The sequence below is a fragment of the Bradyrhizobium sp. USDA 4501 genome (genome assembly GCF_054062115.1).
Genome location: NZ_JBSSEX010000001.1, coordinates 1,186,295 through 1,210,316, shown reverse-complemented (window position 1 = coordinate 1,210,316; position 24,022 = coordinate 1,186,295). Strand labels below are relative to the sequence as shown.

Sequence of the window (24,022 nt, the reverse complement as noted above, 5' to 3'; positions counted from 1 at the left end):
GCCCCATCAGGACTCCTCGTTGCGGTGCTCGATCTCCAGCGTGACGAGCCGCGCCAGCAGCGTTGCCGGATAGAGCTGGCCGAAGATCGCCTCGAGATTGCACAGGCTCCGCGCGATCGGATGCAACGGAGCGACGTCGCCATAACCTGTCGTCGTGAGCGTGGCGAAGCTGAAATAGAGGACGCGGCTTGCCAATGTCGGGCTGTCTTCCACCTTCATGCCGGGAAATGCATCGGGCCTCAGCGTACCGACAAAGGTGTAGAGCGCCGCGAAGATCACGGCGACCGTGAGATAGAGCAGGACCGCGCCGATCACACGGTGATAGGTGACGCGGCCTGGCGCGAACGTCGCGCGCGCCACCGTCACGGCCATGGTGAGGCCGACGAGCAGCCAGGATGCGGCGAACAGGTTGAGATCGAAAATTGAAGGTGAGCGTAGTCTCAGGATCCCGCCCGTGACGATCATGACGAGCGCGACCAGCATCGTGACGACCGCCAGCGTGCTGCCTGACATCAGGAAGACGCCGCCGACCAGGACCAGCGCGAGCAGGAGCTCAAAAATCTGGAACTCGAACAGCCCCAACGCCTGCAACGGCGCCACCACGAAAATCATGACCAGGAGCAGGACAGTGAGCACCGTCAACAAGGAATCGCCCCAGCGCTCGCGTAGCTCGCCAGTGCTCATCCAGCCGCGCTTCATTCCCGCCCCGTCATTCGGCATTGCATCAGGATGCCGGTACCAGACATTGCTGCGCGCCGGCCGCAAAGGCAAGATGGGGGGCTGGCAATCTGTGGCGCGCCCGGCGATCCGGATCGCCGTCCGGCCGTCTCAGGGGCTCGCGACCCGCTGCAGCGTGTTGAAGCGGGCTTTCTGCTCGCTGCTCAGCATCGCATAGAACTCGTCCAGTGCGGGCTCGATCAGCTTCGCGGCCTTCTGCATGGCTTCGAGCCGGTGCTGCATCGCCTCCAGCCGGCCGACCGGCGTCAGCGGCACGTCGTTCGGGCAGGCCGCCTGCAGGTCCGCGATGGCTCTTGTGGTCGCATCGCTCAGGCGGTCGAGCGCCTCCTTCTGCTTGCCGGCTGGATGAAGCGAGGCCGCGATCCGGTTGATCGGCAGGTGCGCCAGGTCGGATTTCGAATCGCCGCAATTGCCGGCTTGCGCGATCGCCTCCTGCTGCGGCGAACGCTCGCCGACATGTGGACCGAGCGCATTGAAGCGGGCCTGTTGCTCGTCGCTGAGCGAGCTGTAGAAATTCTCCAGCGCAGGCCGCACGATCTTGATCGCCTCGAGCGTCGCGCTGATGCGGTTTTGCATCGACCGCAAGCGGCCGGTGGGCGTCATGGCATAGCTGTCCGAACAGGAGTCCTTGAAGATATCGGCGGCCTTTGCCGCTGATGTCTTCAACTCGTCGAGCAGGGCGCGCTGCTGCTGGTCCGGCCGTACCGCCCGCGCGATGTCGGCAAGCGGCCAGGCCGTGACGCCCTTGTCCGGTTCGCCGCAGAGCTGCTTGACTGCCTGCGGGCTCGTGTCGGTGCGCTGACGGGACCGATCGCGGCCCGCGGTCGCCGGATAGTCGCCAGGATAGATGCTGGCATAGGCGGAGTAGGGACTGTTGGTGTCCCAGAACACGGTGTCGACGAAGTCGTCATAGGCGTAGGCCCAATAGCCGGGCTCGTAGGCATAGGACCAGAACGTGTAGTCAAAGATGTCCGAATAGGCGTAGGGCCAGAACAGCGGCCCAAGCCACGCCACGAAGGCCGCGTGGCTGCCGCGTCGCCAAGCATGTCGGGGCGCCCAGCCGCCTTGGCGCGCCGCAAGCCCTGCCTGGCCTTGCGCGCCTGCCTGCTCGCGGAAGTGCGCGGCAAACCGCTCGCGCTGCGCCGCCTGCGTCGCGGCTGTGGTCGCGACCGCGGCTCCAACCGTTGCTGCCGGCGCCAATCTCTGCTGGCGGGCAACGTCGGCCTGCTGCGCACGCTGCTCGCGCTGCAACAGACGGCTCTGCGCCTGCAGGGCACGGTCATGGACGCGTTGCGCGCGTGCACCTTGGACCTTTTGCGACTGCAATTGCTGCACGCGCTGCTGCAGGCGATCGATCCGGGTCTGCCGCTCGGTGGTCTGGCGCGAGAGCGCGTCACGCTGCCGCTGCTGCGCCGCCTGCTGGCGTTGCTGGATCATCTGCTGATGCTGCTGCGCGCGCTGTTGAACGCGCTCCGTCGGCGACGGCCGCTCGCTCAAGCGCGAAGGTGGACTCGGGCGTGATGGCGCCGCGTTATGCGGAGCCTGGCGCTGCGGTGCTCCGCGACGGAATTCGGGGCGTGGCGTTGCGACACGCGGCGCGGCGATATGGGGGGCCTGGCGCACCGACGGGGCGGCGAAATGCGGGGCCGGGCGCGGCGCCATCGCCGGTCGCTGCGGGGCGTGGAACGCGGGTGCTGCCGGCCGTGCCATCGCGGGTGGCCGAGCCATTGCAGGCGGTCTCGCCATTGCGGGCGGCCTGGCCATTGCGGGAGGGGCGGCGTGTACCATCGGCGCGGCGGGACGCGCCATTGCGGCCGGTGCAGCCGGCCTTGCCGCCGGTGGACCCTTTCCGTGTGGCTGGGCGGACGCGCCGCCGTGCGGCACGAGCATCGAGCTGCCAATCGAAAAGACAACAAACAAAGCGCTGCGGGAAAGCATGAGCTTAGCTCTCCGTTCAACAGTCGCCCGCAGTACTTTAACGCACCGACGGCGGATTCGTTCGTTGTGGCTACGGCCGGCGTTACGGTCTTCCGGCGAGGGGAACCGTCAGGAAACGTCCTGCGTGAGGGTCGCCGCGATCCGCTCCGTCGCCCAGTCGACCTGATCGGCCGTGATCACCAGCGGCGGAGCGATCCGGATGGTGTGCTCATGGGTGTCCTTGGCGAGGATGCCGCGCGCCTGCAGCGCCAGGCAATAGCGACGGGCGCCGCCGGCTTCGGGATGCAGCTCGATCGCCAACATCAGCCCGCGCCCGCGCACCTCGCGGATCACGTTGGCGCGGATGTCCTGCAATCCGGCGAGAAAGCGGGCGCCCTGTTGCGCGGCGTTCTCGATCATTCCCTCGTCGATCAGCACGCGCAGCGCCGCCCGCGCCACCGCGCACGCCAGCGGATTGCCGCCGAAGGTCGAGCCGTGCTGGCCGGGCCGCAGCGTGCCGAGCACGGCGTTGTTGGAAAGCACCGCCGACACCGGATAGAAGCCGCCCGACAGCGCCTTGCCGAGCAGCGTCACGTCGGCCTCGATCCCTTCGTGCTGCTCGGCGAGCAGCTTGCCGGTGCGGCCGAGCCCGGTCTGAATCTCGTCGAGCACAAGCATCACATTATGCGTGGTGCACAGCTCGCGCACGCGGGCGAAATAGCCTGGCGGAGGAATCACGACGCCGGCTTCGCCCTGGATCGGCTCGACCAGGAAGGCCGCGGTGTTCGGCGTGATCGCCTGCTCGAGCGCGGCGGCATCGCCGAACGGGATGATCTTGAAGCCCGGCGCGAATGGGCCGAAATGGTCGCGCGAGCCGGGATCGGTCGAGAAGCCGACGATGCCGAGCGTGCGTCCGTGGAAATTATTGGCGCAGACGATGATCTCGGCCTGCCCGTCCGGCACGCCCTTGACCTCATAGGCCCATTTGCGCACCGACTTGATCGCGCTCTCCACCGCCTCGGCGCCGCTGTTCATCGGCAGCACCTTGTGCGAGCCGGTCAGCTCCGCGAGCTCGCGGTAGAAGGGAGCAAGCTGGTCGTTGTGGAAGGCGCGCGAGGTCAGCGTCAGCCGATGCGCCTGCTCGATCATGGCTGCGAGGATCTTCGGATGACAGTGGCCCTGGCTCACCGCCGAATAGGCGGAGAGGCAGTCGAGATAGCGGTTGCCATCGGTATCCCAGACCCAGACGCCTTCGCCGCGCGACAGCACGACCCCGATCGGCTCGTAATTGTAAGTGCCGAACTGCGCTTCGGTTGCGAGGAAATCAGTGACCGATGCATTCATCATGCGTCACTCCCGCTGCAGCGTACGAGAGACTACATCAAATCGTGCCTGCAGTTGATTTGGGCATCAGTTCCTCCACAGGGAAGTGTGTCGCCAGCCAAATTCGCAGGCGACAATGTGTCGTCTTATGCGCTGATGCTGCAGGGCACGCTGAGGAAGCCGCGGAAGCGCACCCGCCCGCCGCGCACCGGCGCGCCGTCGAGCGCGTAGTTCGGGAAGCGTTTGAGGAACCGCGAGATCGCGATGGCGCCTTCGAGGCGCGCCAGCGCCATGCCGGCGCATTGATGCGCGCCGGTGCCGAAGGCGAGGTGGCGGTTCGGCGTGCGCGCGACGTCGAAAGCTTCGGGGTTGGGGAATTGCGCGGGGTCGCGGTTGGCCGCGCCGATGCACAGCGTGACCAGCGTGCCCGCCGGCAGCTTGATGCCGCCGAGCTCGGTCTCTTCCACGATCATGCGGTTGCCGAGCTGGTTCGAGCTTTCGTAGCGCAGCATCTCCTCGACCGCGGTCTTGATGAGTTCGGGTTGCGCGATCAGCCGTTGCTTCTGATCCGGATTTTGGCTGAGCGTCACCAGCCCGTTGCCGATCAGATTGGTCGTGGTTTCGTGGCCGGCGTTGAGCAGGAAGATGCAGTTGTGCAGCAATTCCTTCGCGGTCAGCCGCTCGCCATTGTCCTCACCCTGGATCAGCCTTGTCAGCACGTCGCGTTCGGGATTGCCCGGCTTCTTGCGGCGGCGTTCAACCAGCGTTTCGAGATAGGCGAGGAAATCCTTCACCGCATTGTTGCCGCGGTCGAACGCCTCCCTGCCGATCACCGGCTCCAGCGCGCCCAGGATCGCCAGCGACCAGTCACGCAGCGGCTCGCGTTCGTCGTGCGGCACGTCGAGCAGATTGCCGATCACCTCGACCGGAATGGCCGAGGCGAAGTCGCCGATCAGCTCGAAGCGGTCGCGGGTCTCGATCCGGTCGAGCAGGCTGTCGACCAGCGCGATCAGGTCAGGCTCCATGCCGGCGATCGCCCGCGGCGACAATGCGCCCATGATCAGCCGCCGCACGCGGGTATGCGCCGGCGGATCGTTGAAGACGAGGCTGGTCGTGTGATGCTCGTAGAGCAGCGAGTTGCCGTATTTCGGCAAGAACTCCTTCTTCTTGTCGGAGGAGAATGCCTTGGTGTTCTTGTAGGCGGCGATGAGGTCGTCGTAGCGGGTGAGAAAATAGCAGCCGTTCGGCAGCCGCTTGACCGGCGCGCTCTCGCGCAACGCGCGATAGGTCGGGTAGGGGTCGGCATAGAACTCCGGCGTCAGCTTCTCGAGGTCGAAGCCGTCAGCCAGCTCGCGCGCGTGTCCGTTCATGGCGCATCCAACCCAATTAGTTTCATTTGCAACTATCGTAAGCCGCGGGCGGCGGCCGCGCAACACAATTTGCTGGGGCCGGGAACAGCGCGCCGGGGCGTTGCGTGGTGCGAGCAAATCGCAGAGCCATATGCGGTTTTGCGCTTTGATGAAGCGCGCGCGCCCCTCTACAGTCGCGATCAAACAACAAGACCGGAAACGCCAATGCATGCCCGTGCCGACACTGCGGCCTCCTGGCCCGAGGAGATCTTCTCGATATTGCAGCGCTTCGAGGTGCGTCAGGTGCCCTACGTGCCCGACGCCGGCCATTCAGAGTTGATCGAGCGGGTGCTGGGGGCGTCCTCGATGCGCGGCATCGCGCTGACCACCGAGGAAGAGGGCGTGGCGCTGCTCGCGGGCGCCTGGGCCGGCGGTCAGCGCGGCGTGCTGCTGATGCAGTCGAGCGGGGTCGGCAATTGCATCAACATGCTGTCGCTGGTGCAGATCTTCCGCTTGCCGTTCCTGACGCTGGTGACGATGCGCGGCGAATGGGGCGAGTTCAATCCCTGGCAGGTGCCGATGGGCTCGAACACGCAAGGGATACTCGAACTGTCCGGGATCAAGGTGCTGCGCGCCTCGCACCCTGAAGAAGTCCGCGAAGTCGTCGAGGCCGGCGCAGCGCAGGCGTTTAACGCCTGCACGCCCACCGCCGTCCTGCTGTCGCAGCGCCTGATCGGGGCAAAGGTCTTCACCAAATGAGCAAAGCCAATCTCCTCGACCGCCGTGCCGTCGTTTCCGAACTGCTGAAAGATCGCAAGGGCGCGTTCGCCGTCGGCGGCCTCGGCGCCTCGACCTATGACATCGCCGCTGCCGGCGACCACGACCGCAACTTTTATCTCTGGGGTGGCATGGGCGGCGCCGTGATGATCGGGCTCGGCCTCGCGCTGGCCCAGCCGACGCTGCCGGTCGTCGTGATCACCGGCGACGGCGAGATGCTGATGGGGATGGGAAGCCTCGCCACTGTCGGCCTGCAGCAGCCCAAAAATCTCTCGATCATTGTGCTGGACAATGAGGCTTACGGCGAAACCGGCGGCCAGGCCAGCCACACCGGCGGAACCGCCGACCTCGTGGGTGTTGCCAAAGCCTGCGGAATCGGGGATAGCCGGGCGATCAGCACGATGGCTGAGGTCGAGGCTTTTGCCTCGTCTTTGCAAGACGTTACGGCGGGGCCGCGGTTTGCCAGCGCGAAGATCGACGGGGCCAATCTGGAGCGCGTGCTGTCCAGCCGCGACGGCACCTACCTCGTGAACCGCATCAGAGGGTCGATCGGCCACACTCCTATTTAAAGTGGCTTTCGCGGTGCAATAGAACCTTGACTTTTGGTAAAGTGAGTGATTACTCACGACCCAAATGTCTACCTTACGCATGACGAGTGACTTGCGGCGTCAGTTGATCCTGAGCGCCGCCAAGCGGTGTTTCGCCCGCAGCGGCTTTGCCGGCACCACGACAAAGAGCGTGGCGGCCGCGGCTGCCATTTCGGAAGGGCTGCTGTTCAAGCACTTCCCGTCCAAGGCGGCGCTCTATGCCGAGATCCTTGCCGAGGAGTGCGAGGCGGATCCCGATCTCGCGCATCTGCTCGGCCAGGAGCCCTCGACCGCGACCCTGGTCGAGCTGGTGCAAGGCATGGTCGATCACTTCATGCAGTTGCGTGATGCGCCGGACCAGGAAGAGACGCAGCGGATGCGGCTGATGGTGACGAGCCATCTCGACGACGGCGAGTTCGCGCGCCTGCTCTATGACAAGGTCGGCAAGCTGATCGGCCCGACCTTCGCCGCCTCGCTCGAGCGGGCGATCGCCGCCGGCGAGGCCACGAAGATCGGCGACGAGCCGCTCAACCTGTTCTGGTTTGCGCACCATACCGTGCTGATGGGTGCGCTGACCCAGCTGCCTGCGACACCATGTCTCCCCTACGGCGATGCCGCTGCGGCCGAGCGGCAGCTTTGCCAATTCATCCTTCGCGGCATCGGACTTACCGAAGCCGCAATTTCAACTCATTTGGGCCGCCAGCCGTCGCCGATCGCAGGACCGTCGGTAACTGCAGAAAGTGCATGACATGAATATTCAGACCGAAAGCCACATCTCGGGGCAACCGATCAAGGAGAAGCAAGCCAAGCGTCCCGTCCGCATGGTGCGCTGGTTGATCATCGTAGGCCTGTTGCTGGCCCTGCTCGTCGGTGCGCTGGTCGGCTTCAACGCCTTCCGCAGCCACATGATCGCGCAGTTCTTTGCCAACAATAAGCCGCCGCCGGCGAACGTGTCGGCCGTCGAGGCGAAGACTGAGGTGATTCCGAACCTGCTGACCGCTGTCGGCGATCTCGTCGCCGTGCACCAGGTCAACGTCACGACCGACGTGCCGGGCCGCATCACCGAGATCCAGTTCACCGCCGGCAGCCACGTAAAGGCCGGTACGCCGCTGGTGCAGTTGTTCGACGCACCGGAGCAGGGCGACCTCGCCAACTACAAGGCGCAGGCGACCGTGGGCGAGCTGCAGCTCGACCGCGCCAAGCAACTCGCGTCGCGCCAGTTCGGTCCGCAGTCGACCGTCGATACGGCGCAGGCGGCTTACGACCAGGCCAAGGCGGGCATTGCCAAGACCGAAGCGCTGATCTCGCAGAAGCTGGTGCGCGCACCGTTCGAAGGCGATCTCGGCGTGCGCCAGGTCGAAGTCGGCCAGTATCTGACGGCCGGCACGCAGATCGTGTCGCTGACCGATCTGTCGGTGCTGTACGCCAACCTGACCGTCACCGAGAAGCAGAGCTCTCAGATCAAGGTCGGTCAGGCCGTACGGGTCTCGGTCGACGCCTATCCGGGCCGCACCTTCGAGGGCAAGATCACGACCATCGAGCCGCAGATCGCGACCGACACCCGCAACATCCGGGTGCAGGCCACGATCCAGAATCCGGACAGCATCCTCAAGCCCGGCATGTTCGCGACCACCACGATCGTGCTGCCCGGGAAGCCGCCGGTCGTGACCATTCCCGAAACCGCGGTCGACTACACGCTGTACGGCGACTCGGTGTTCCTGATCACCGAGAAGAAGGGCGACGACGGCAAGACCACCCTGACCGCGGACCGCACCTTCGTGAAGACCGGCAACCGCGTCGAGGGCCGTGTCGAGATCCTCAAGGGTCTGAAGGCGGGGGACAAGGTCGTCGCAGTCGGCCAGATCAAGCTGCAGTCGGGCATGCCGGTTGCGATCTCGACCGATCCGCCGCCGCCGGTTCCGGCCGAACCGCCGCGCTACTGATCTTCATTCATCGAACTCGGAGGGCCATCGGCCCTCCGCCACATCTTGCCGCAAGCCGGCAGAACACGAATCGAGTTGGCGATGGCCTTCACTGATATTTTCATCAAGCGCCCGGTGCTGTCGGTCGTCGTCAGTCTGCTGATCCTGCTGATCGGCCTGCGCGCGGCGATGGTTTTGCCGATCCGGCAATATCCGAATCTTTCGAACACCGTCGTGACGATCACCACGTCATATCCCGGTGCGTCGCCCGAGCTGATCAACGGCTTCATCACCACGCCGATCGAGCAGGCCGTCGCGTCGGCCGAAGGCGTCGACTACATGACGTCGAACTCGGTGCTCGGCACCTCGACGATTCAGGTCTACGTCAAGCTCAATCACGATCCGAACCAGGCGCTCACCGAGGTGCTCGCCAAGGTCAACTCGGTCAAATACCTGATCCCGAAGGAAGCCTTCGATCCCGTCGTGACCAAGGCGACCGGTGACACCATCGCCGTGATGTATCTCGGCTTCTCCAGCGAGGAGCTGACCGGATCGTCGATCTCCGACTATCTGACCCGCGTCGTGCAGCCGGTGCTCTCGACGGTCGATGGCGTCGCCTCGGCCGACATCCTCGGCGGCCAGACCTTCGCGATGCGCGTCTGGCTCGATCCGACCCGCATGGCCGGACGCGGCGTATCGCCCAACGACGTCGCCGCCGCGATCGCCGCCAACAACTTCCAGGCGGCCGCCGGCCAGACCAAGGGCTTCTTCATCGTCTCCAACGTCTCGGCCAATACCGACCTTCAGAACATCGATCAGTTCAAGCGGATGATCGTGAAGGCGAAGGACGGCGGCTTTGTGCGCATCGAGGACATCGCGACGGTGGAGCTCGCCGCGCAAAGCACGGACGCCAGCGTCGCCTTCAACGGCGAGCATGCGATCTTCATCGGCATCAAGGCGACGCCGCAGGGCAACCCGCTGACCCTGGTGAAGGGCGTGCGCGCGCTGTTCCCCGACCTCGAGCGCAACCTGCCGCCGTCGATGAAGATGAAGGTGGCCTACGATTCCACGAAGTTCATTCAATCGTCGATCGATGAGGTCGAGAAGACGCTCACTGAAGCGGTCCTGATCGTCGTCGTCGTCATCTTCCTGTTCCTGGCCTCGCTGCGGTCGGTGATCATTCCCGTCGTCACCATCCCGCTGTCGCTGATTGGCGTCTGCATCCTGATGCTGGCCGCCGGCTTCAGCTTCAACCTGCTGACGCTGCTGGCGATGGTGCTGGCGATCGGCCTCGTGGTCGACGACGCGATCGTGGTCGTGGAGAACATCCATCGACATCTCGAGGAGGGCCTGCCACCGGTGCAGGCATCGCTAAAGGGTGCCCGGGAGATCGTCGGTCCCGTCGTCTCCATGACGATCACGCTGGCGGCGGTGTACGCGCCGATCGGCTTCCTCGGCGGCGTGACCGGCACGCTGTTCCGCGAATTCGCCTTCACGCTGGCGGGCTCGGTGATCGTGTCGGGCGTGATCGCGCTGACGCTGTCGCCTATGATGTGCTCGGTGTTCCTCAAGAGCGCGGAGGAGGGGCGTTTCGCCAAGGTGGTCAATCGCGTGTTCGGCGCGTTGACGCGGGCCTATGGCCGTCAGCTCGACCGTTCGCTCGACTACCGCCCGATCACGGCGCTGTTCGCCGTGACCATCCTCGGTCTGGTCGGCTTCCTCTATATGCACATCCAGAAGGAGCTGGCGCCGCAGGAGGACCAGGGCATCGTGTTCGCGGTGACCAAGGCGCCGAAATACGCCAACATCGACTACATCGATTTCTACGGCGACAAGATGGACAAGGAGTTCCAGAAGTTTCCCGAGACCGACCTGCGGTTCATCCTGAACGGCATCACCGGTCCGCAGGGCGGCTTCGCGGGCATGCTGCTCAAGCCGTGGGATGAGCGCAAGCGCAGCGCGCAGGCGCTGCAGCCGCTGGTTCAGGCCGAGCTGTCCAAGATCGAGGGCATCAGCGCGTTCGCGTTCAGCCTGCCGCCGCTGCCCGGCGGCCCCGGCGGTCTGCCGGTTCAGATGGTGATCTCTTCGACGGCCGGATTCCAGCAGGTGTTCGACCAGATGAGCAAGTTGAAGGATGCGGCGCGCAAGAGCGGCCTGTTCATCGTCACCGACAGCGACCTCGACTTCAACCAACCGGTGGTCCGGGTGAAGGTCGACCGCTCCAAGGCGAGCGACCTCGGCATCACCATGCAGTCGATCGGTGGCGCCCTGGCGACGCTGCTCGGCGGCAACTATGTCAATCGCTTCAATCTGGAAGGACGCTCCTACCAGGTGATTCCGCAGGTGCCGCGCGCCAGCCGGCTCGCGCCTGAGGCGTTCAACGATTACTACGTCCCGACCGCGACCGGGCAGCTGGTGCGGCTGTCCACCGTGGTTTCGGTCGAGACCGGCGTCGATCCGAACGCGCTGACCCACTACAACCAGCTCAACTCGTCGACCTTCCAGGCGGTGCCGATGCCCGGCGTCTCGATGGGCCAGGCGGTGGAGTTCCTGCAGGGTGAAGCCAAGAAGCTGCCGTCCGGCTTCAGCTACGACTTCCTGGCCGACTCCCGGCAATACGTCCACGAAGGCAACCAGCTGCTGGTCACCTTCGCGTTCGCCATCATCATCATCTTCCTGGTGCTGGCGGCGCAGTTCGAGAGCCTGCGCGATCCGTTCGTGATCATGATCTCGGTGCCGATGGCGATCGTCGGCGCCCTCATCCCGCTGTTCTTCGGCGTCGCCACCATGAACATCTACACCCAGGTGGGCCTGCTGACGCTGGTCGGATTGATCACCAAGCACGGCATCCTGATGGTGGAGTTCGCCAACGAGTTGCAGCTCAACGAGGGACTGGACCGCCGCGCGGCGATCGAGATGGCCGCCCGGATCCGCCTGCGTCCGATCCTGATGACGACGGCGGCCATGGTCACCGGCCTGCTGCCGCTGCTCACGGCCTCGGGCGCCGGCGCTGCCAGCCGCTTCTCGATCGGGCTTGTGGTCGTCGCCGGTATGACGATCGGCACGCTGTTCACGCTGTTCGTGCTGCCAATGGTCTACACGGTGATCGCGACCGACCACCAGGCCGCTGCCCATTCCGATCGCGCCAAGCAGATCGCCGACTACGAGCTCGACCGTCGCGGCGGCGCGCTGAAACCGACCTGAGCCCTCCAAGCTCATGCTCGCAGGGAAGGCGGCACTGGCGAAAGCCACTGCCGCCTTTTCTTTGTCTCGTGATAGCCTTTGCCGACGGCGGGCAGAAAATACTCGCCTCAAGGAAATCCGGAGGAAACAGGCATGGCGAGCGAGTTTGCGGCGGGCAATTACCGGTTCATTCCGGCCGTGTTCCAATATTCAAGCGGCGCGCAGGCGAACGCGGGCTATGAGATCGAACGGGTGCGCTTCGATCGCCTGCTGCCGCTCGCGGAAGGTTTTGCGCGGATCGCGGCCTACATCCGCGACGCCGGCCGGCCGCTGACCGCGTTCTGCGCCTGCGAATTGCGTTCGCCGGCCGCCTTCACCGAGGACGGCTTCCGCGCCTTCAACCAGCACTACGTCAAGACGCTCGCCGAATGGGGCCTGTTCGACGGCACCATCAATCCGGTGGCGCGCAGCAACGTCTGTCCCGAGATCGATCCGCCGGCCGAGCCGTCGTTCCATGCGTTCTCGTTCACGCGGCCGAGCACGACGACGTCGCCATCCTTCGTGATCGCCGGCGGTGCGGAGGCGCGCGGCGGCACCGCGAGCTATCCCGACCGCATCGTCTGCTATCGCGATCTCAGTCCCGGCGCGTGGCGGGAGAAGGTCCGCTTCACCGCCGGCGAGATGGAACGCCGTCTCGCCGAGTTCAGCTTCGGCTGGCAGGAGACGACGGCGGTGCAGGCCTACACCGTGCACGACATCCATCCGGTGCTCGTCGACGAGCTGGTCCGCCGCGGCGCCACCCGCTCCGGCCTGACCTGGCACTTCTGCCGCCCGCCGGTGGTCGATCTCGAATACGAGATGGATTGCCGCAGGGTGCTCAGGGAAGTGGTGATTTAGCTTCCGCCGTCATTGCGAGGAGCGAAGCGACGAAGCAATCCATAGTTCCGCATGCTCGGTGATGGTGGATTGCTTCGCTTCGCTCGCAATGACGAGAACTTGGTGTCCCGTCATCCTGAGGTGCGAGCGAAGCGAGCCTCGAAGGATGAACGGCCCGGTCGGTGGCCGTCGACCCTTCGAGACGCGCGCAAGATGCGCGCTCCTCCAGCGACAAAGGCGAGCCTTTGCGCGGGGGTGACGGAGAGAGCACAGGCGCTCGCTGTGGCACGAATCCACTACCGCGCTTTCGGATCGAGCGCGTCGCGCAGGCCGTCGCCGACCAGATTGAACGACAACACGACCAGGAAGATCGCAAGCCCAGGCCAGACTGCCATCCATGGCGCGCTGGTCAGGAAGCGTTGCGCGGCGTTGAGCATGCTGCCCCAGGACGGCGCCGGCGGCTGCTGGCCGAGGCCGAGGAACGACAGCGCGGCCTCGGCGATGATCGCGGCCGCGATCGACAGCGTCGCCTGCACCAGCAGCGCCGGCAGGATGTTGGGCAGGATGTGGACCAGCGCGATGCGCCAGCGCGGATTGCCCATGGCGCGCGCCGCCTCGACGTAGTCCTCGACCTTGACGCTCATCACCTGGCCGCGGGTCAGGCGGATGAAGATCGGGGTCGCCGAGACGCCGATCGCGATCATGGCATTGCTAAGACTCGGGCCGAGGAACGCTGCGAGTGCGATCGCCAGGATCAGGAACGGGCAGGCCAGCATCGCATCGGTGATGCGGCTGATCAGCGCGTCGATGAAACCGCCGCGATAGCCGGCGACGAGGCCGAGCGGCACGCCGACCGCAAGCGCGATGCCGACCGAGATGACGCCGGCAAGCAGCGAGGCGCGAGCGCCGAACACGACGCGGGCGAACACGTCGCGGCCGAGCTCGTCGGTGCCGAGCCAGTGCTGCGCCGACGGCGCCTTGCGTACCAGCGACCAGCTCGTCGCGACCGGATCATAGGGCACGATCAACGGCGCGAACACGGCGAGCAGGATGAAGAGCGCGATCACGGTGAGCCCGAGCACGGCACCCTTGCGCCGGATCAGCCGCCGCCAGGCGCGCCGCGCCGGGCTCTCGAGCGTTTCGGCGGCGGCAAGCGGAGCGAGGGGGCTGAGTGCAGCGTCGGTCATCCGATCAACCCCTCAGCCGCGGGTTGACGAGGATGTAGGCGATGTCGGCGATCAGGTTGAGCGTGATGTAGATCGTCGCCGTGGTCAGCACCACGCCCTGCACGACCGCATAGTCGCGGTTGAACACGGCATCGACGATCAGCTTGCCGAAGCCCGGGATCGAGAAGATCTGCTCAGTGAGCACCGCGCCCGACAGCAGCGTGCCGAGCTCGAGCGCGCCGAGCGTGATGATCGGCGTCAGCGCGTTGCGCATCGCATGCTTGAGGATCACGGTGCGCTCGGACAGGCCCTTGGCGCGCGCGGTGCGGACATAGTCGCTCTCCAGCACCTGCAGCATCGCGCTTCGCGTATGCCGCATCAGGATCGCCGCGATCGCATTGCCGAGCACGAAGGCCGGCATGACCGATGCGGCGAGGCTCGCGCGCCAGTTTTCGCTGAGCGGCACGTAGCCGGAGGCCGGCAGCCAGCCAAGTTCGACGGAGAACAGGAAGATCAGCATGATGCCGAGCCAGAAATTCGGCGTCGAGATACCCCACAGCGCGAACAAATTGGCGCCATAGTCCCACGCGGTGCCGATTTTCACCGCCGAGATGATGCCGGCGGGAATGCCGATCAGGAAGGCGACCACGATCGCCATGCCGGCGATTTGCATCGTAACCGGCAGCTTCTGCGCGATCAGGCTCGACACCGGCATCTTGTTGCGCAGTGACTCGCCGAGGTCGCCCGTGAGCACGCCCTTGACCCAATAGGCGTATTGCACCGGGATCGGTTGATCCAAATGGTATTGCTGGCGGATCTGTTCGATGACGGCCGGATCGCGCTCCTCGCCGGCCATGACGAGTGCCGGATCGCCGGGCAGCAAATGTTGCAGCGAGAAGATCAGGAGCGAGACGAAGAACAGCGTCGGGACCAGCTGAACCAGCCGCTTGGCGAGGAAGTTCAGCATTGTCGGCCCCGCGTGTCCTGCGCTGTGGCGATCATTTCAATTTCAGCCCGACCACGCGCACCAATCCGTCCGGCATCTGCCGGTAACCCGCGACTTTTGTGGAATGCGCGATCAGGAGTGTGCGGTGATAGAGATAGATGATCGGCTCGTCATTGAGCACGATCCTGGTCATCTTCTCGTAGATTGCCTTGCGCTGGGCGGGATCGTTGATCAGCCGTGCATCTTCCATCAGCTTGTCGGCTTCCGCGTTAGAATAGCCGCCATCGTTCTGCGGCGCCTTGGTGTGCAGGAAGACATAGGAATTGCCGTCGGGATCGATCCGGCCGCTCCAGTTGATCTGAAACACCTGAAATTCGCCGGCCTGGGCCTGCTTGAAAGTCGTCGCGAATTCGACCACGCGGATCTTGATGTCAAAGCCGGCTTCGGCCGCCATCGACTGCACGACCTGGGCTACGGCTTCGTTCTCGGCGCCTTTGGGGACCATGTAGTCGATGGCGACGGGCAGCGTGACACCGGCCTCCTTCAGCAGCGCCTTGGCCTTGGCAATGTCGCGTCCCCGAACCGGAAACGCCTTCTGATAGTAAGGGTGTGTCGGGCTGACCCACTGATTGCCCGGCGTGAACTCGCCGTTGAAGACGACCTGGTTGAGCGCCTCGCGGTCAATCGACAGATCGAGCGCCTGGCGCACCTTTTCCGACTGGCTGAGCGGCCCCTTGCTCTTGTCGTTGCCGATGTTGATGGTGAGGCCGAGATAGCCGAGTTCAGGTGCGGTCGACAGCACGAGCCGCTTGTCACTTCGGACGTCCTTGATATCGGTGGCAAGCACGCGCTCGATCAGATCGAGCCCGCCGGATTTCAGATTGGCGAGCCGCACCGTGGCATCGACGATAGGAAGGAACACGATGCGATCGATGAAGACGTTGTCCTTGTTCCAGTAATCCCCGAATTTCTCGAACACCATGCGGTCCTGCTGCACGCGTTCGACGAACTTGTAGGGTCCGGCGCAGACTGGATGCAGTCCGAATTTGTCACCCGCTTCCTTCACCGCCTTCGGCGAAACCATCATGCCGGCGCGGTCGGTCAACTGGGCGATCAGCGGCGAGTAGGGCGTCTTGAGCACCAGCTTGATGGTCAGGGGATCAACGACGTCGACGTGGTCGAGCGCAGCCAATTCCGGTTTGCGAAACGAGGTCGGCAGTGTCAGATGGCGCTCCAGCGAGAATTTGGCGGCTTCGGCGTCGAACGGCTCACCGTCGTGGAACTTGACGCCCGGCCGGAGCTTGATCGTCATCTCCTTGCCGTCGGCCGAGTTCTCGTGGGACAGCGCGAGTTGCGGAACGATGTTCAGCTTCTCGTCGATGTCGAACAGCTTGTCGCAGAAGGCTGAAAAGACGATGCGGCCGACATAGGTGCGTCCGATTGAAGGATCGAGGATGTCCGGGTCCTCGGCGAGCCCGATGCGGAGTGTCGTCTCGGCACGCGCGCTCGTTCCGCACCAGGTCACGAGGGCCGCCATCAGGACCGCCAAGCGCCAAAATCTCATCGCCAACCCCTTGTTCCCTACGCCTCTGTTCCCTGTGAAATAACCCCGGGCTGTCCCGAGGCTTCCGCCGCATTGAACGCCGCCACCAGCTTTTCCAGTGTCGGCGAGAACCCGCCATCGGAGGGCACGATCGCCTCCGCGCCGGGCAGCTCGCCCGTCCGGTGACAGGCCGATGCATAACCGGTGCCATCTTCGCGCAACTGCGGCACTTCACTGCGGCAGCGCGCGATCACATAGGGACAGCGGGTATGGAAGCGGCAGCCGGAGGGCGGATTGAGCGCGCTCGGCAGTTCGCCCTCCAGCACGATGCGGCTGCGCTTCGCACGCGGCTTCGGCACCGGGATCGCCGACAGCAGCGCGCGGCTATAGGGATGGCGCGGCGCGGCGAACAGCGCTTGGGCATCCGCGGTCTCGACGATGGTGCCGAGATTCATCACGGCGACGCGATCGGCGATGTGCTTCACTACGGCGAGATCGTGCGAGACGAAGATGTAGGCGAGCTTCAGGCGATCCTGCAGGTCGCGCAGCAAATTCAGGATCTGGGAACGGATCGAGACGTCGAGCGCCGACACCGGCTCGTCGCAGATGATCAGCTTCGGCTCGACCGCGAGCGCGCGGGCAATCGCGATGCGCTGGCGCTGGCCGCCGGAGAATTCATGTGGATAGCGCCGCGCGAACCGCGGCTCGAGCCCGACCAGGCGCAACAGCTGCTCGACCCGCTCGCGGCGGTCCGCGGCCGGGACGAGATTGTGCAGTGCCAGCGGCTCGGTCAGGATCTGGCTCACCGTCATGCGCGGGTTGAGCGAGGCGTAGGGGTCCTGGAAGATCAGCTGCGCGTCGCGGCGGAATGCGCGCAGCTGCTCGGCATTGAGCGTGCCGAGGTCGCGGCCTTCGAAGCGGATCCGTCCGGCATCCGGCTCGATCAGCCGCAGCACCAGCCGGCTGACGGTGGATTTGCCGCAGCCGGATTCGCCAACCAGCGCCAGCGTCTTGCCGGCCTCGACCGTGAAGCTGACGCCGTCGACCGCCTTCACATGGGCGGTCGGCCGGCCGAACAGCGAGCGTTCGGCGACGAAATGCTTGACCAGCCCTTCGACCTCGAGCAGCGCGGTCATGACACCAGCCGCTCCAGCGGCGCGCGGATGCAGCGCGAGGCGTGGGTCGGGCTCAGCAGCGCGAGCGGCGGCGGCGATTTGGTGCAGGCATCCTCGACGAACGGACAGCGCGCGGCGAAGCGGCAGCCGGCGGGCGGGTTCGCCATGTTCGGCACCATGCCCTCGATGGAGGCGAGATGGCTGGTGCGGCGATCGAGCCGCGGGATCGAGCCGAGCAGTCCGACCGTGTAGGGATGCTGCGGATTGGCGAACAGCTCGTCGACCGGCGCGCGCTCGACGATTTCGCCGGCATACATCACCGCGACCTCGTCGCAGACTTCGGCGACGACGCCGAGATCGTGGGTGATCAGGATGATCGCGGCGCCGCTCGCGGCCTTCAGCTCCCGCATCAGATCGAGGATCTGGGCCTGCAAGGTGACGTCGAGCGCGGTGGTCGGCTCGTCGGCGATCAGAAGCTGCGGGTCGCAGGCCAGCGCCATCGCGATCATCACGCGCTGGCGCATGCCGCCGGACAGCTTGTGCGGAAACTCGTCGATGCGTTTCTCGGGCGAGGGAATATGCACGCGGCGCAGCAGCTCGATGGTGCGTTCGCGCGCCGCGCGCCGGGAGCCGCCGCGGTGGCGCAGAATCGTCTCCGTGATCTGGTCGCCGATGGTAAAGCTCGGATTGAGCGAGGTCATCGGCTCCTGGAAGATCATCGCGAGGCGATCGCCGCGCAGGTCGCGCAATGTCTCGTCCGGCACCTCGAGCAGGTCGAAGCCGTCGAAGCGGATCGCGCCGGACACCGCGGCGGATTGCTTCGGCAACAGCCCCATGATCGCGAGCGAGGTCACGCTCTTGCCGCAGCCGGACTCGCCGACCAGGCCGAGCGTGGCGCCCTTGGCGACGGAGAGATCGACGCTGTCGACGGCATGCGTGGTGCGGCCGTCATCGCCCTGGAAGGTGACGCGCAGGCCTTCGATCTCGATCAGCGGGCCTGCTGTCATTTACGGCTCGCGCTTGCCGCCGCGATGCCGGCGTCGATGGTGGCGCGATCGCTGGTTCCGGCCGGGTTGTCGCGGGTCGGCATGAAGCTCCGGAATGGCGCCCAGTGCTCGCGGCTGACGGCCTCCAGCCGCTCCAGCTCGCGCAGGGGATCGGCGTGGTCGTCGACGCGCAGGGCGAGCAATGGCCATTCCTCCGCGCCGTGGATCAGAAGCGCCGCCGATTGCTTGCCGCGCTTGTCGCCGCCGGCCGCTTCGCCGGCGAACATCGCCTTGATCAGCCGCTCCGCGAACGGCAGCCTCTCGTTCTCGGCATAAACGCGCGCGGTCTCGTCGAGCACCGCGGGGCCGGCCAGCATGTTGCCGGCGATCGAGAACCCGTCGCCGGCGATATGGCCGAACCAGTCGATGCAGTCCTTGCCGGAATGCGCCGCGATGCGGCCCCTGGCGTCCATGACATGGACCTGCCGGCTTTCGCGGCCGCTGTCGGGCGCAATCAGCGCCGCGATCACCTCATGCGGGCTGTTGCCGCCGCGCAGCAGCGCGAGGCCGTCGATGCCGTAATAAGGATTGACCAGCGCCTGCGTCGCCACCGCGCCGATCCCGGGTGCGATGTGCGGCACCAGCGCGCCGACCGCGAAGAACCGCGTCGCGACGGCGATGCCGAGCTGGCCGGTGGCGCTGTCGCGGGCGATGATCGACCAGGTCATCTCAAACCTTCGTGTCTAGCGGCCTGCGGCGTATCCCTGCATACCGCGCGGATTGGCGGCGGCGCGGCGGCGGGCACCGACCTTCGAGGCCGCGGTGAGGCGGCCTTCCGACCAATCGGGACCAATCTCGACCACATGGCCGCGGCGTTTCAATTCGTCGATGGTCGATTTCGGCACGCGGTTTTCCAGCACCAGGACGCCGGGCCGCGAGGTGCGCGGCCAGAACGAGATCGGGAAATGCTCGGAGTGCCAGGCCGGCGCGTCGATCGCCTCCTGCAGATTGAGCCTGGCGTGGACATGGCGCAGGAAGAACTGCGTGATCCACTGGTCCTGCTGATCGCCGCCCGGCGAGCCCCAGGAGAGATACGGTTCGCCGTCGCGCAGCGCCATGGTCGGCGAGAGTGTGGTGCGCGGCCGCTTGCCCGGCGCGAGCGAGGCAGGGTGGTTCTCCTCGAGCCAGAACATCTGGGCGCGGCTGCCGAGGCAGAAGCCGATCTCGGGAATCACCGGCGAGGACTGCAGCCAGCCGCCGGACGGCGTCGCCGAGATCATGTTGCCGGCCGTGTCGATGATGTCGAAATGCACGGTATCGCCGCGCACTTCGCCGAACCGGCCGACGGTCGGCTCGCCCGCGCCCATGGCGCCGACCGCTTCGCGATGTCCTTCGGCGTGTCGCAACTTCACGACGCCGCCGAAGCCCTCGACCGAGCCGGGGCGGAAGTCGAGCGACGCCTTGTCTTTTGAGATCAGCTTGCGCCGTTCGTTGTTATAGGCATCGGACAGCAGCGTCTCGATCGGGATCTCGGTGAATTTCGGATCGCCGTAGAACGTCTCGCGATCGGCATAGGCGAGCTTGGCGGCTTCGATCTGCAGATGGATGAAGTCGGGGCCTGCGGGATCGAGCCCGTCGAGCTCGAAACCCTTCAGCAGCGCGAGCTGCTGCAGCATCACCGGACCCTGGCTCCAGACCCCGGCCTTCTGCACGGTGTAGCGGCCGTAGTCGTAGGTGAGGGGCGCCTCGATGGTTGGCTGCCAGCGCGCCATGTCGTCGGCCGACAGCACGCCGCGATGCGGCGAGCCGGAGACGTCCATCACCTCCTGGGTGCGGCAGAACTTGTCGATCGCCTCGGCGACGAAGCCCTTCGACCAGGCCTGCCGCGCGCGCTCGATCTGCGCCACGCGATCGCCGCCGGCGCTCTCCGCCTCGCTCAGGATGCGTGCGTAGGTCTCCGCGAGCTTCCTGTTGGTGAAGATGGTGCCGGGCTTCGGCACCTCGCCGCCAGGCAAATAGACGTCGGCCGATGTGGTCCAGTATTTCCGGAACAGCTGCTCGACGGTCTTGATGGTGGCCGACGCACGCTCGACCAGCGGATAGCCGTCGCGTGCGTAGGCGATCGCGGGCTCCAGCACGTCGCGCAGCTTCATGGTGCCGTAGTCGCGCAGCAGCAGCATCCAGGATTCGAATGTGCCGGGCACGCAGGCCGCAAGCAGGCCGGTGCCGGGCACCATCTCGAGACCCTCGCTGCGATAATGCGCGATGGTTGCCTTCGCCGGCGCCGGGCCCTGGCCGCAGATCACCTCGCTCTTGCCGCGCTTGACGTCGTGCACGATGATCGGCACGTCGCCGCCGGGGCCGTTCAGGTGCGGCTCGACCACCTGTAGCGTGAAGGCGGTGGCTACTCCGGCGTCAAAGGCGTTGCCGCCTTTCTCCAGCGTTGCCATGCCGACCGCGGTGGCGATCCAGTGCGTCGAGGTGACGACGCCGAAGGTGCCTTCGATCTCGGGCCGGGTTGTGAACGGATCGGGGTTGATGTTGCTCATGGCGATTGACCGTTCGTCGGTTTGTTGTTGGGTCTCTTTGGCGGCCGCACTTGATCACAGGCCGGCTGGTATGCCAACCGCTTGGTGCACATGGCCGCTCCCATCCTCGTGATCATGCCGGAACGACGGCGGGACTGTTGACGGCGTGGCAGGCGACGCCGTCGATCAGTTCCGGCGTCTTCTGGCGGCAGAGATCGAAGGCGAGGGGACAGCGCGGATTGAACGAGCAGCCCGGCGGCGGATCGATCGGATTCGGAATCTCGCCCTTCACCGGGATGCGCTGGCGGCCGGACATCGCAAGATCCGGAACCGCGCCGAGCAGCATCTTCGTGTAGGGCATCCGCGGGTTCTCGAACAATTCTCGCCCTTCGGCGATCTCGACGACGCGGCCGAGATACATCACGCCGATCCGGCTCGCCATGTGGCGGACGACCGCGAGATTGTGGCTGATGAAGAGATAGGTGAGGCCGAACTTGTCCTGCAGGTCGCGCATCAGGTTGAGGATCTGCGCCTGCACGGAGACGTCGAGCGCCGAGGTCGGCTCATCGCAGACGATGAACTCGGCCTCGGATGCCAGCGCGCGGGCGATCGCGATGCGCTGGCGCTGGCCGCCGGAAAATTCGTGCGGGAATTTTTGGCCGTCGTCGGGGTGCAGGCCGACCAGCGAGAGCAATTCGCCGACCCGGGCCCTGACGTCGCGCTCGCCCTGGATCAGGTCGAAAGCGCGGATCGGCTCGGCGACGATGGCGGCGACCCGGTAGCGCGGATTGAGGCTCGCATAGGGATCCTGGAAAACCATCTGGATGCGCCGGCGCAGCCGGCGGCGCGCCTGGCCCTGCCGCGGATCGGTCATCGAGACGCCGTCGATGACGACCTCGCCCGAGCTCGGCGGCAGCAGGCCGACGACCATGCGCGCGACCGTCGTCTTGCCGGAACCGGATTCGCCGACCAGCGCGAAGGTCTCGCCGCGCCTGATGTCGAAGGAGACGCCGTCGACCGCTTTCAGGAATTCGAGATGGCCGCCCTCGATCACGCGGTTGAGCCACGGCTTGGACACGTCGAAGACGCGGCGCAGGTTCCTGACCTCGATCAATGTCCCGCTCATGCCGCCGTCTCCTTCGCCGGCTCGAACAGATGGCAGGCGACGGATTGCGTGCCCTGCCGGATCGGCTCGGGGCGTTCGACGTGGCAGCGATCGAAGGCAAACGCGCAGCGCGGATTGAACGGGCAGCCCGGCGGGATCGCCGACAGCCGCGGCATCGAGCCGGGGATCTGCACCAGGCGCTTGTCCTCGCCGGCAAGCGTCGGGATCGCGCCCATCAGGCCCCTGGCGTAGGGATGCAGCGGATTGCGCACCACCTCCTGCACCGGGCCGATCTCGGCGATGCGGCCGGAATACATCACCGCAACGCGGTCACAGGTCTCGGCGATCACGCCCATGTCGTGGGTCACCAGCATCACCGCGGTGCCGTGGTCGCGGCCGAGGCGCTTGATCAGCGCGATGATCTGCGCCTGCACGGAGACGTCGAGCGCGGTGGTCGGCTCGTCGGCGATGATCAGTTCGGGCTCGGCGCAGATCGCAAGCGCGATGACGACGCGCTGGCGCATGCCGCCGGAGAATTCGTGCGGGTAGCCGTCGATGCGCTTCTCCGGCGCTGGAATGCCCACTTCGGCCAACAGATCGATGGCGCGCCTGCGCGCGGCGCTCTCGCTCAGATTGCTGTGGGTGCGAATGGTCTCGATGATCTGGTCGCCGATCCGGTAGAGCGGATTGAGGCTGGTCAGCGGATCCTGGAAGATCATGCCGATCCGCTTGCCCCTGATGCGGCGGATCTCCTCCAGCGGAAGATGGTCGATCCGCGTGCCCGACAGTTCGATCTCGCCGCCGGAGATGCGGCCGGGCGGATCGATGAGCCCGATCACGGCAAGGCCGGTGACCGATTTGCCGGCGCCGGACTCGCCGACCACGCCGAGCACCTCGCCCTTGGCGATGTCGAACGACACGCCGTTGATGGCGCGCAAGGTCGCACGGCGGGTGACGAATTCCACCTCGAGATTGCGCACGGAAAGAACAGGCTTGGTCATCGGAGCTTCGGATTGAGGGCGTCGCGCAGCCAGTCGCCGAGCAGGTTGATGGAGAGGATCAGGCCGGCCAGCGCAATGCCGGGGAAGGCGACGATCCACCATTCGCCGGCGAACAGATAGTTGTTGCCGATCCGGATCAGGGTGCCGAGCGAGGGCATGGTGTCGGGCATGCCGGCGCCGAGGAACGACAGCGTCGCCTCGGTGATGATCGCGAGCGCGAGGTTGATGGTGGCGATGACGAGGATCGGGCCCATCGTGTTCGGCAGCACGTGCCGCAGCATGATCTTCGGCGCCGGCAGGCCGATCAGCTGCGCCGCGGCCACGTAATCCTTGTTCTTCTCGACCATCACCGAACCGCGCACGGTGCGGGCATATTGCACCCAGAAACTGAGGCCGATCGCGATGATCAGGACGCCGAGCGTGCTCATCTCGTCGAGCCGGTTGCCGAGCACCGATTTGGCGACGCCATTGACCAGCAGCGCGATCAGGATCGCGGGGAAGGTGAGCTGCACGTCGGCGATCCGCATGATCACGGTGTCGACCACGCCGCCGAAATAGCCTGCGATCAGCCCGAGGGCGATGCCGAGCGCGCCGGCAAAGACCACGCCGGCCAGGCCGACCGCAAGCGAGATGCGCAGGCCGTAAAGGATCGCCGAGAGCACATCGCGGCCCTGCTCGTCGGTGCCGAGCAGGAACGGGCTTTGGCCGTCGGTGGTCCACAGCGGCGCGATCCGCGAGTTGATCAGCTGCAGTTGCGCCGGATCGAACGGGTTCTGCACCGCGAGCCACGACGCGAAGATTGCGAGCAGAAAGAACAGCAGCGTGATCACGGCGGCGACCATCGTCAGCCTGGAGCGACGGAACGAATAGAAGATGTCGCTGTCGAGCGCGCGCCTGAACCAGCCGGCAGGGGCCTGGTGGCCTTGGGAACGATGGGGGACGACGGCATCGGACATCGGT

The 24,022-nt window shown here is 65.8% G+C and carries 21 protein-coding genes; 7 read left to right on the top strand and 14 right to left on the bottom strand.

Annotated features, from left to right (window positions below):
• Window positions 1–6 precede the first annotated feature (6 nt).
• Complete coding sequence (locus ACVWZM_RS05740; protein WP_225160765.1) at window positions 7–684, bottom strand: potassium channel family protein; 678 nt, start codon at window positions 682–684, stop codon at window positions 7–9.
• A gap of 144 nt (window positions 685–828) precedes the next feature.
• A complete protein-coding gene (locus ACVWZM_RS05735) occupies window positions 829–1,752 on the bottom strand; it encodes a Spy/CpxP family protein refolding chaperone (protein WP_347340132.1) in 924 nt (307 codons plus the stop codon).
• 51 nt (window positions 1,753–1,803) lie between these two features.
• Here ACVWZM_RS05735 and ACVWZM_RS05730 point away from each other — a divergent pair, with 51 nt between their 5' ends.
• Window positions 1,804–2,259, top strand: coding sequence for a hypothetical protein (locus ACVWZM_RS05730; RefSeq protein WP_233475670.1), 456 nt, complete (start codon window positions 1,804–1,806; stop codon window positions 2,257–2,259).
• A gap of 525 nt (window positions 2,260–2,784) precedes the next feature.
• Here the strand turns inward: ACVWZM_RS05730 and rocD are convergent.
• Both rocD and ACVWZM_RS05720 read right to left on the bottom strand, forming a co-directional pair.
• Complete coding sequence (gene rocD / locus ACVWZM_RS05725) at window positions 2,785–3,999, bottom strand: ornithine--oxo-acid transaminase (protein WP_168857811.1); 1,215 nt, start codon at window positions 3,997–3,999, stop codon at window positions 2,785–2,787.
• Between the two features lie 125 nt (window positions 4,000–4,124).
• A complete protein-coding gene (locus tag ACVWZM_RS05720) occupies window positions 4,125–5,348 on the bottom strand; it encodes a cytochrome P450 (RefSeq protein ID WP_168857794.1) in 1,224 nt (407 codons plus the stop codon).
• A 204-nt stretch (window positions 5,349–5,552) separates the two neighbouring features.
• Here ACVWZM_RS05720 and ACVWZM_RS05715 point away from each other — a divergent pair, with 204 nt between their 5' ends.
• The 6 genes from ACVWZM_RS05715 (at window position 5,553) to cnbZ (ending at window position 12,693) form a co-directional block, all read left to right on the top strand.
• Window positions 5,553–6,086: a thiamine pyrophosphate-binding protein gene (locus ACVWZM_RS05715; protein WP_168857793.1), complete on the top strand. Its 534-nt coding sequence runs from the start codon at window positions 5,553–5,555 to the stop codon at window positions 6,084–6,086.
• Entirely contained in the window at window positions 6,083–6,673 is a 591-nt protein-coding gene (locus ACVWZM_RS05710; protein WP_028338816.1) for a thiamine pyrophosphate-dependent enzyme, read from the top strand. The genes ACVWZM_RS05715 and ACVWZM_RS05710 overlap by 4 nt, the downstream gene beginning before the upstream one ends.
• Window positions 6,674–6,737: 64 nt before the next feature.
• The gene (locus ACVWZM_RS05705) at window positions 6,738–7,439 is read left to right on the top strand and encodes a TetR/AcrR family transcriptional regulator (protein ID WP_076827113.1); all 702 of its coding nucleotides are present in this window, start codon (window positions 6,738–6,740) and stop codon (window positions 7,437–7,439) included.
• Window position 7,440: 1 nt separating this feature from the next.
• On the top strand, window positions 7,441–8,634 hold the full coding sequence (locus ACVWZM_RS05700; protein ID WP_253587452.1) for an efflux RND transporter periplasmic adaptor subunit: 1,194 nt from the start codon (window positions 7,441–7,443) through the stop codon (window positions 8,632–8,634).
• Window positions 8,635–8,715: 81 nt separating this feature from the next.
• Complete coding sequence (locus ACVWZM_RS05695; protein WP_057017603.1) at window positions 8,716–11,817, top strand: multidrug efflux RND transporter permease subunit; 3,102 nt, start codon at window positions 8,716–8,718, stop codon at window positions 11,815–11,817.
• 132 nt (window positions 11,818–11,949) lie between these two features.
• A complete protein-coding gene (cnbZ, locus tag ACVWZM_RS05690; RefSeq protein ID WP_057017604.1) occupies window positions 11,950–12,693 on the top strand; it encodes a 2-amino-5-chloromuconate deaminase CnbZ in 744 nt (247 codons plus the stop codon).
• 275 nt (window positions 12,694–12,968) lie between these two features.
• Here cnbZ and ACVWZM_RS05685 read toward each other — a convergent pair whose 3' ends face one another.
• The 10 genes from ACVWZM_RS05685 to ACVWZM_RS05640 form a co-directional block, all read right to left on the bottom strand.
• The gene (locus tag ACVWZM_RS05685; RefSeq protein ID WP_057017605.1) at window positions 12,969–13,859 is read right to left on the bottom strand and encodes an ABC transporter permease; all 891 of its coding nucleotides are present in this window, start codon (window positions 13,857–13,859) and stop codon (window positions 12,969–12,971) included.
• 4 nt (window positions 13,860–13,863) lie between these two features.
• Window positions 13,864–14,805, bottom strand: coding sequence for an ABC transporter permease (locus tag ACVWZM_RS05680; RefSeq protein ID WP_016842919.1), 942 nt, complete (start codon window positions 14,803–14,805; stop codon window positions 13,864–13,866).
• 31 nt (window positions 14,806–14,836) lie between these two features.
• Window positions 14,837–16,348 (bottom strand): ABC transporter substrate-binding protein, encoded by a 1,512-nt coding sequence (locus ACVWZM_RS05675; protein WP_076827118.1) that lies wholly within the window; start codon window positions 16,346–16,348, stop codon window positions 14,837–14,839.
• A 17-nt stretch (window positions 16,349–16,365) separates the two neighbouring features.
• Window positions 16,366–17,463, bottom strand: a complete 1,098-nt coding sequence (locus ACVWZM_RS05670; protein WP_076827120.1) for an ABC transporter ATP-binding protein — start codon at window positions 17,461–17,463, stop codon at window positions 16,366–16,368.
• A complete protein-coding gene (locus ACVWZM_RS05665) occupies window positions 17,460–18,449 on the bottom strand; it encodes an ABC transporter ATP-binding protein (protein ID WP_456852157.1) in 990 nt (329 codons plus the stop codon). The genes ACVWZM_RS05670 and ACVWZM_RS05665 overlap by 4 nt, the downstream gene beginning before the upstream one ends.
• Window positions 18,446–19,156, bottom strand: coding sequence for a DUF1028 domain-containing protein (locus ACVWZM_RS05660; RefSeq protein ID WP_456852155.1), 711 nt, complete (start codon window positions 19,154–19,156; stop codon window positions 18,446–18,448). Before ACVWZM_RS05660 ends, ACVWZM_RS05665 begins: the two co-directional genes overlap by 4 nt.
• Window positions 19,157–19,171: 15 nt before the next feature.
• Complete coding sequence (locus ACVWZM_RS05655) at window positions 19,172–20,977, bottom strand: gamma-glutamyltransferase family protein (RefSeq protein WP_456852153.1); 1,806 nt, start codon at window positions 20,975–20,977, stop codon at window positions 19,172–19,174.
• 112 nt (window positions 20,978–21,089) lie between these two features.
• Window positions 21,090–22,082 carry an ABC transporter ATP-binding protein gene (locus ACVWZM_RS05650; protein WP_456852151.1) on the bottom strand — a complete coding sequence of 331 codons (993 nt, stop codon included), beginning with the start codon at window positions 22,080–22,082 and terminating at the stop codon, window positions 21,090–21,092.
• Window positions 22,079–23,062 (bottom strand): ABC transporter ATP-binding protein, encoded by a 984-nt coding sequence (locus tag ACVWZM_RS05645; protein ID WP_456852149.1) that lies wholly within the window; start codon window positions 23,060–23,062, stop codon window positions 22,079–22,081. The genes ACVWZM_RS05650 and ACVWZM_RS05645 overlap by 4 nt, the downstream gene beginning before the upstream one ends.
• Window positions 23,059–24,018 (bottom strand): ABC transporter permease, encoded by a 960-nt coding sequence (locus ACVWZM_RS05640; RefSeq protein WP_456814130.1) that lies wholly within the window; start codon window positions 24,016–24,018, stop codon window positions 23,059–23,061. Before ACVWZM_RS05640 ends, ACVWZM_RS05645 begins: the two co-directional genes overlap by 4 nt.
• Window positions 24,019–24,022 lie beyond the last annotated feature (4 nt).

Coding starts and splice junctions, on each gene's coding strand:
- ACVWZM_RS05685 (WP_057017605.1), bottom strand. CDS start 13,859: ATGACCGACGCTGCACTCAGCCCCCTCGCTCCGCTTGCCGCCGCCGAA.
- cnbZ (WP_057017604.1), top strand. CDS start 11,950: ATGGCGAGCGAGTTTGCGGCGGGCAATTACCGGTTCATTCCGGCCGTG.
- ACVWZM_RS05715 (WP_168857793.1), top strand. CDS start 5,553: ATGCATGCCCGTGCCGACACTGCGGCCTCCTGGCCCGAGGAGATCTTC.
- ACVWZM_RS05670 (WP_076827120.1), bottom strand. CDS start 17,463: ATGACCGCGCTGCTCGAGGTCGAAGGGCTGGTCAAGCATTTCGTCGCC.
- ACVWZM_RS05720 (WP_168857794.1), bottom strand. CDS start 5,348: ATGAACGGACACGCGCGCGAGCTGGCTGACGGCTTCGACCTCGAGAAG.
- ACVWZM_RS05660 (WP_456852155.1), bottom strand. CDS start 19,156: ATGACCTGGTCGATCATCGCCCGCGACAGCGCCACCGGCCAGCTCGGC.
- ACVWZM_RS05655 (WP_456852153.1), bottom strand. CDS start 20,977: ATGAGCAACATCAACCCCGATCCGTTCACAACCCGGCCCGAGATCGAA.
- ACVWZM_RS05710 (WP_028338816.1), top strand. CDS start 6,083: ATGAGCAAAGCCAATCTCCTCGACCGCCGTGCCGTCGTTTCCGAACTG.
- ACVWZM_RS05680 (WP_016842919.1), bottom strand. CDS start 14,805: ATGCTGAACTTCCTCGCCAAGCGGCTGGTTCAGCTGGTCCCGACGCTG.
- ACVWZM_RS05645 (WP_456852149.1), bottom strand. CDS start 23,062: ATGACCAAGCCTGTTCTTTCCGTGCGCAATCTCGAGGTGGAATTCGTC.
- ACVWZM_RS05705 (WP_076827113.1), top strand. CDS start 6,738: ATGTCTACCTTACGCATGACGAGTGACTTGCGGCGTCAGTTGATCCTG.
- ACVWZM_RS05700 (WP_253587452.1), top strand. CDS start 7,441: ATGAATATTCAGACCGAAAGCCACATCTCGGGGCAACCGATCAAGGAG.
- ACVWZM_RS05665 (WP_456852157.1), bottom strand. CDS start 18,449: ATGACAGCAGGCCCGCTGATCGAGATCGAAGGCCTGCGCGTCACCTTC.
- rocD (WP_168857811.1), bottom strand. CDS start 3,999: ATGAATGCATCGGTCACTGATTTCCTCGCAACCGAAGCGCAGTTCGGC.
- ACVWZM_RS05640 (WP_456814130.1), bottom strand. CDS start 24,018: ATGTCCGATGCCGTCGTCCCCCATCGTTCCCAAGGCCACCAGGCCCCT.
- ACVWZM_RS05675 (WP_076827118.1), bottom strand. CDS start 16,348: ATGAGATTTTGGCGCTTGGCGGTCCTGATGGCGGCCCTCGTGACCTGG.
- ACVWZM_RS05740 (WP_225160765.1), bottom strand. CDS start 684: ATGAGCACTGGCGAGCTACGCGAGCGCTGGGGCGATTCCTTGTTGACG.
- ACVWZM_RS05695 (WP_057017603.1), top strand. CDS start 8,716: ATGGCCTTCACTGATATTTTCATCAAGCGCCCGGTGCTGTCGGTCGTC.
- ACVWZM_RS05650 (WP_456852151.1), bottom strand. CDS start 22,082: ATGAGCGGGACATTGATCGAGGTCAGGAACCTGCGCCGCGTCTTCGAC.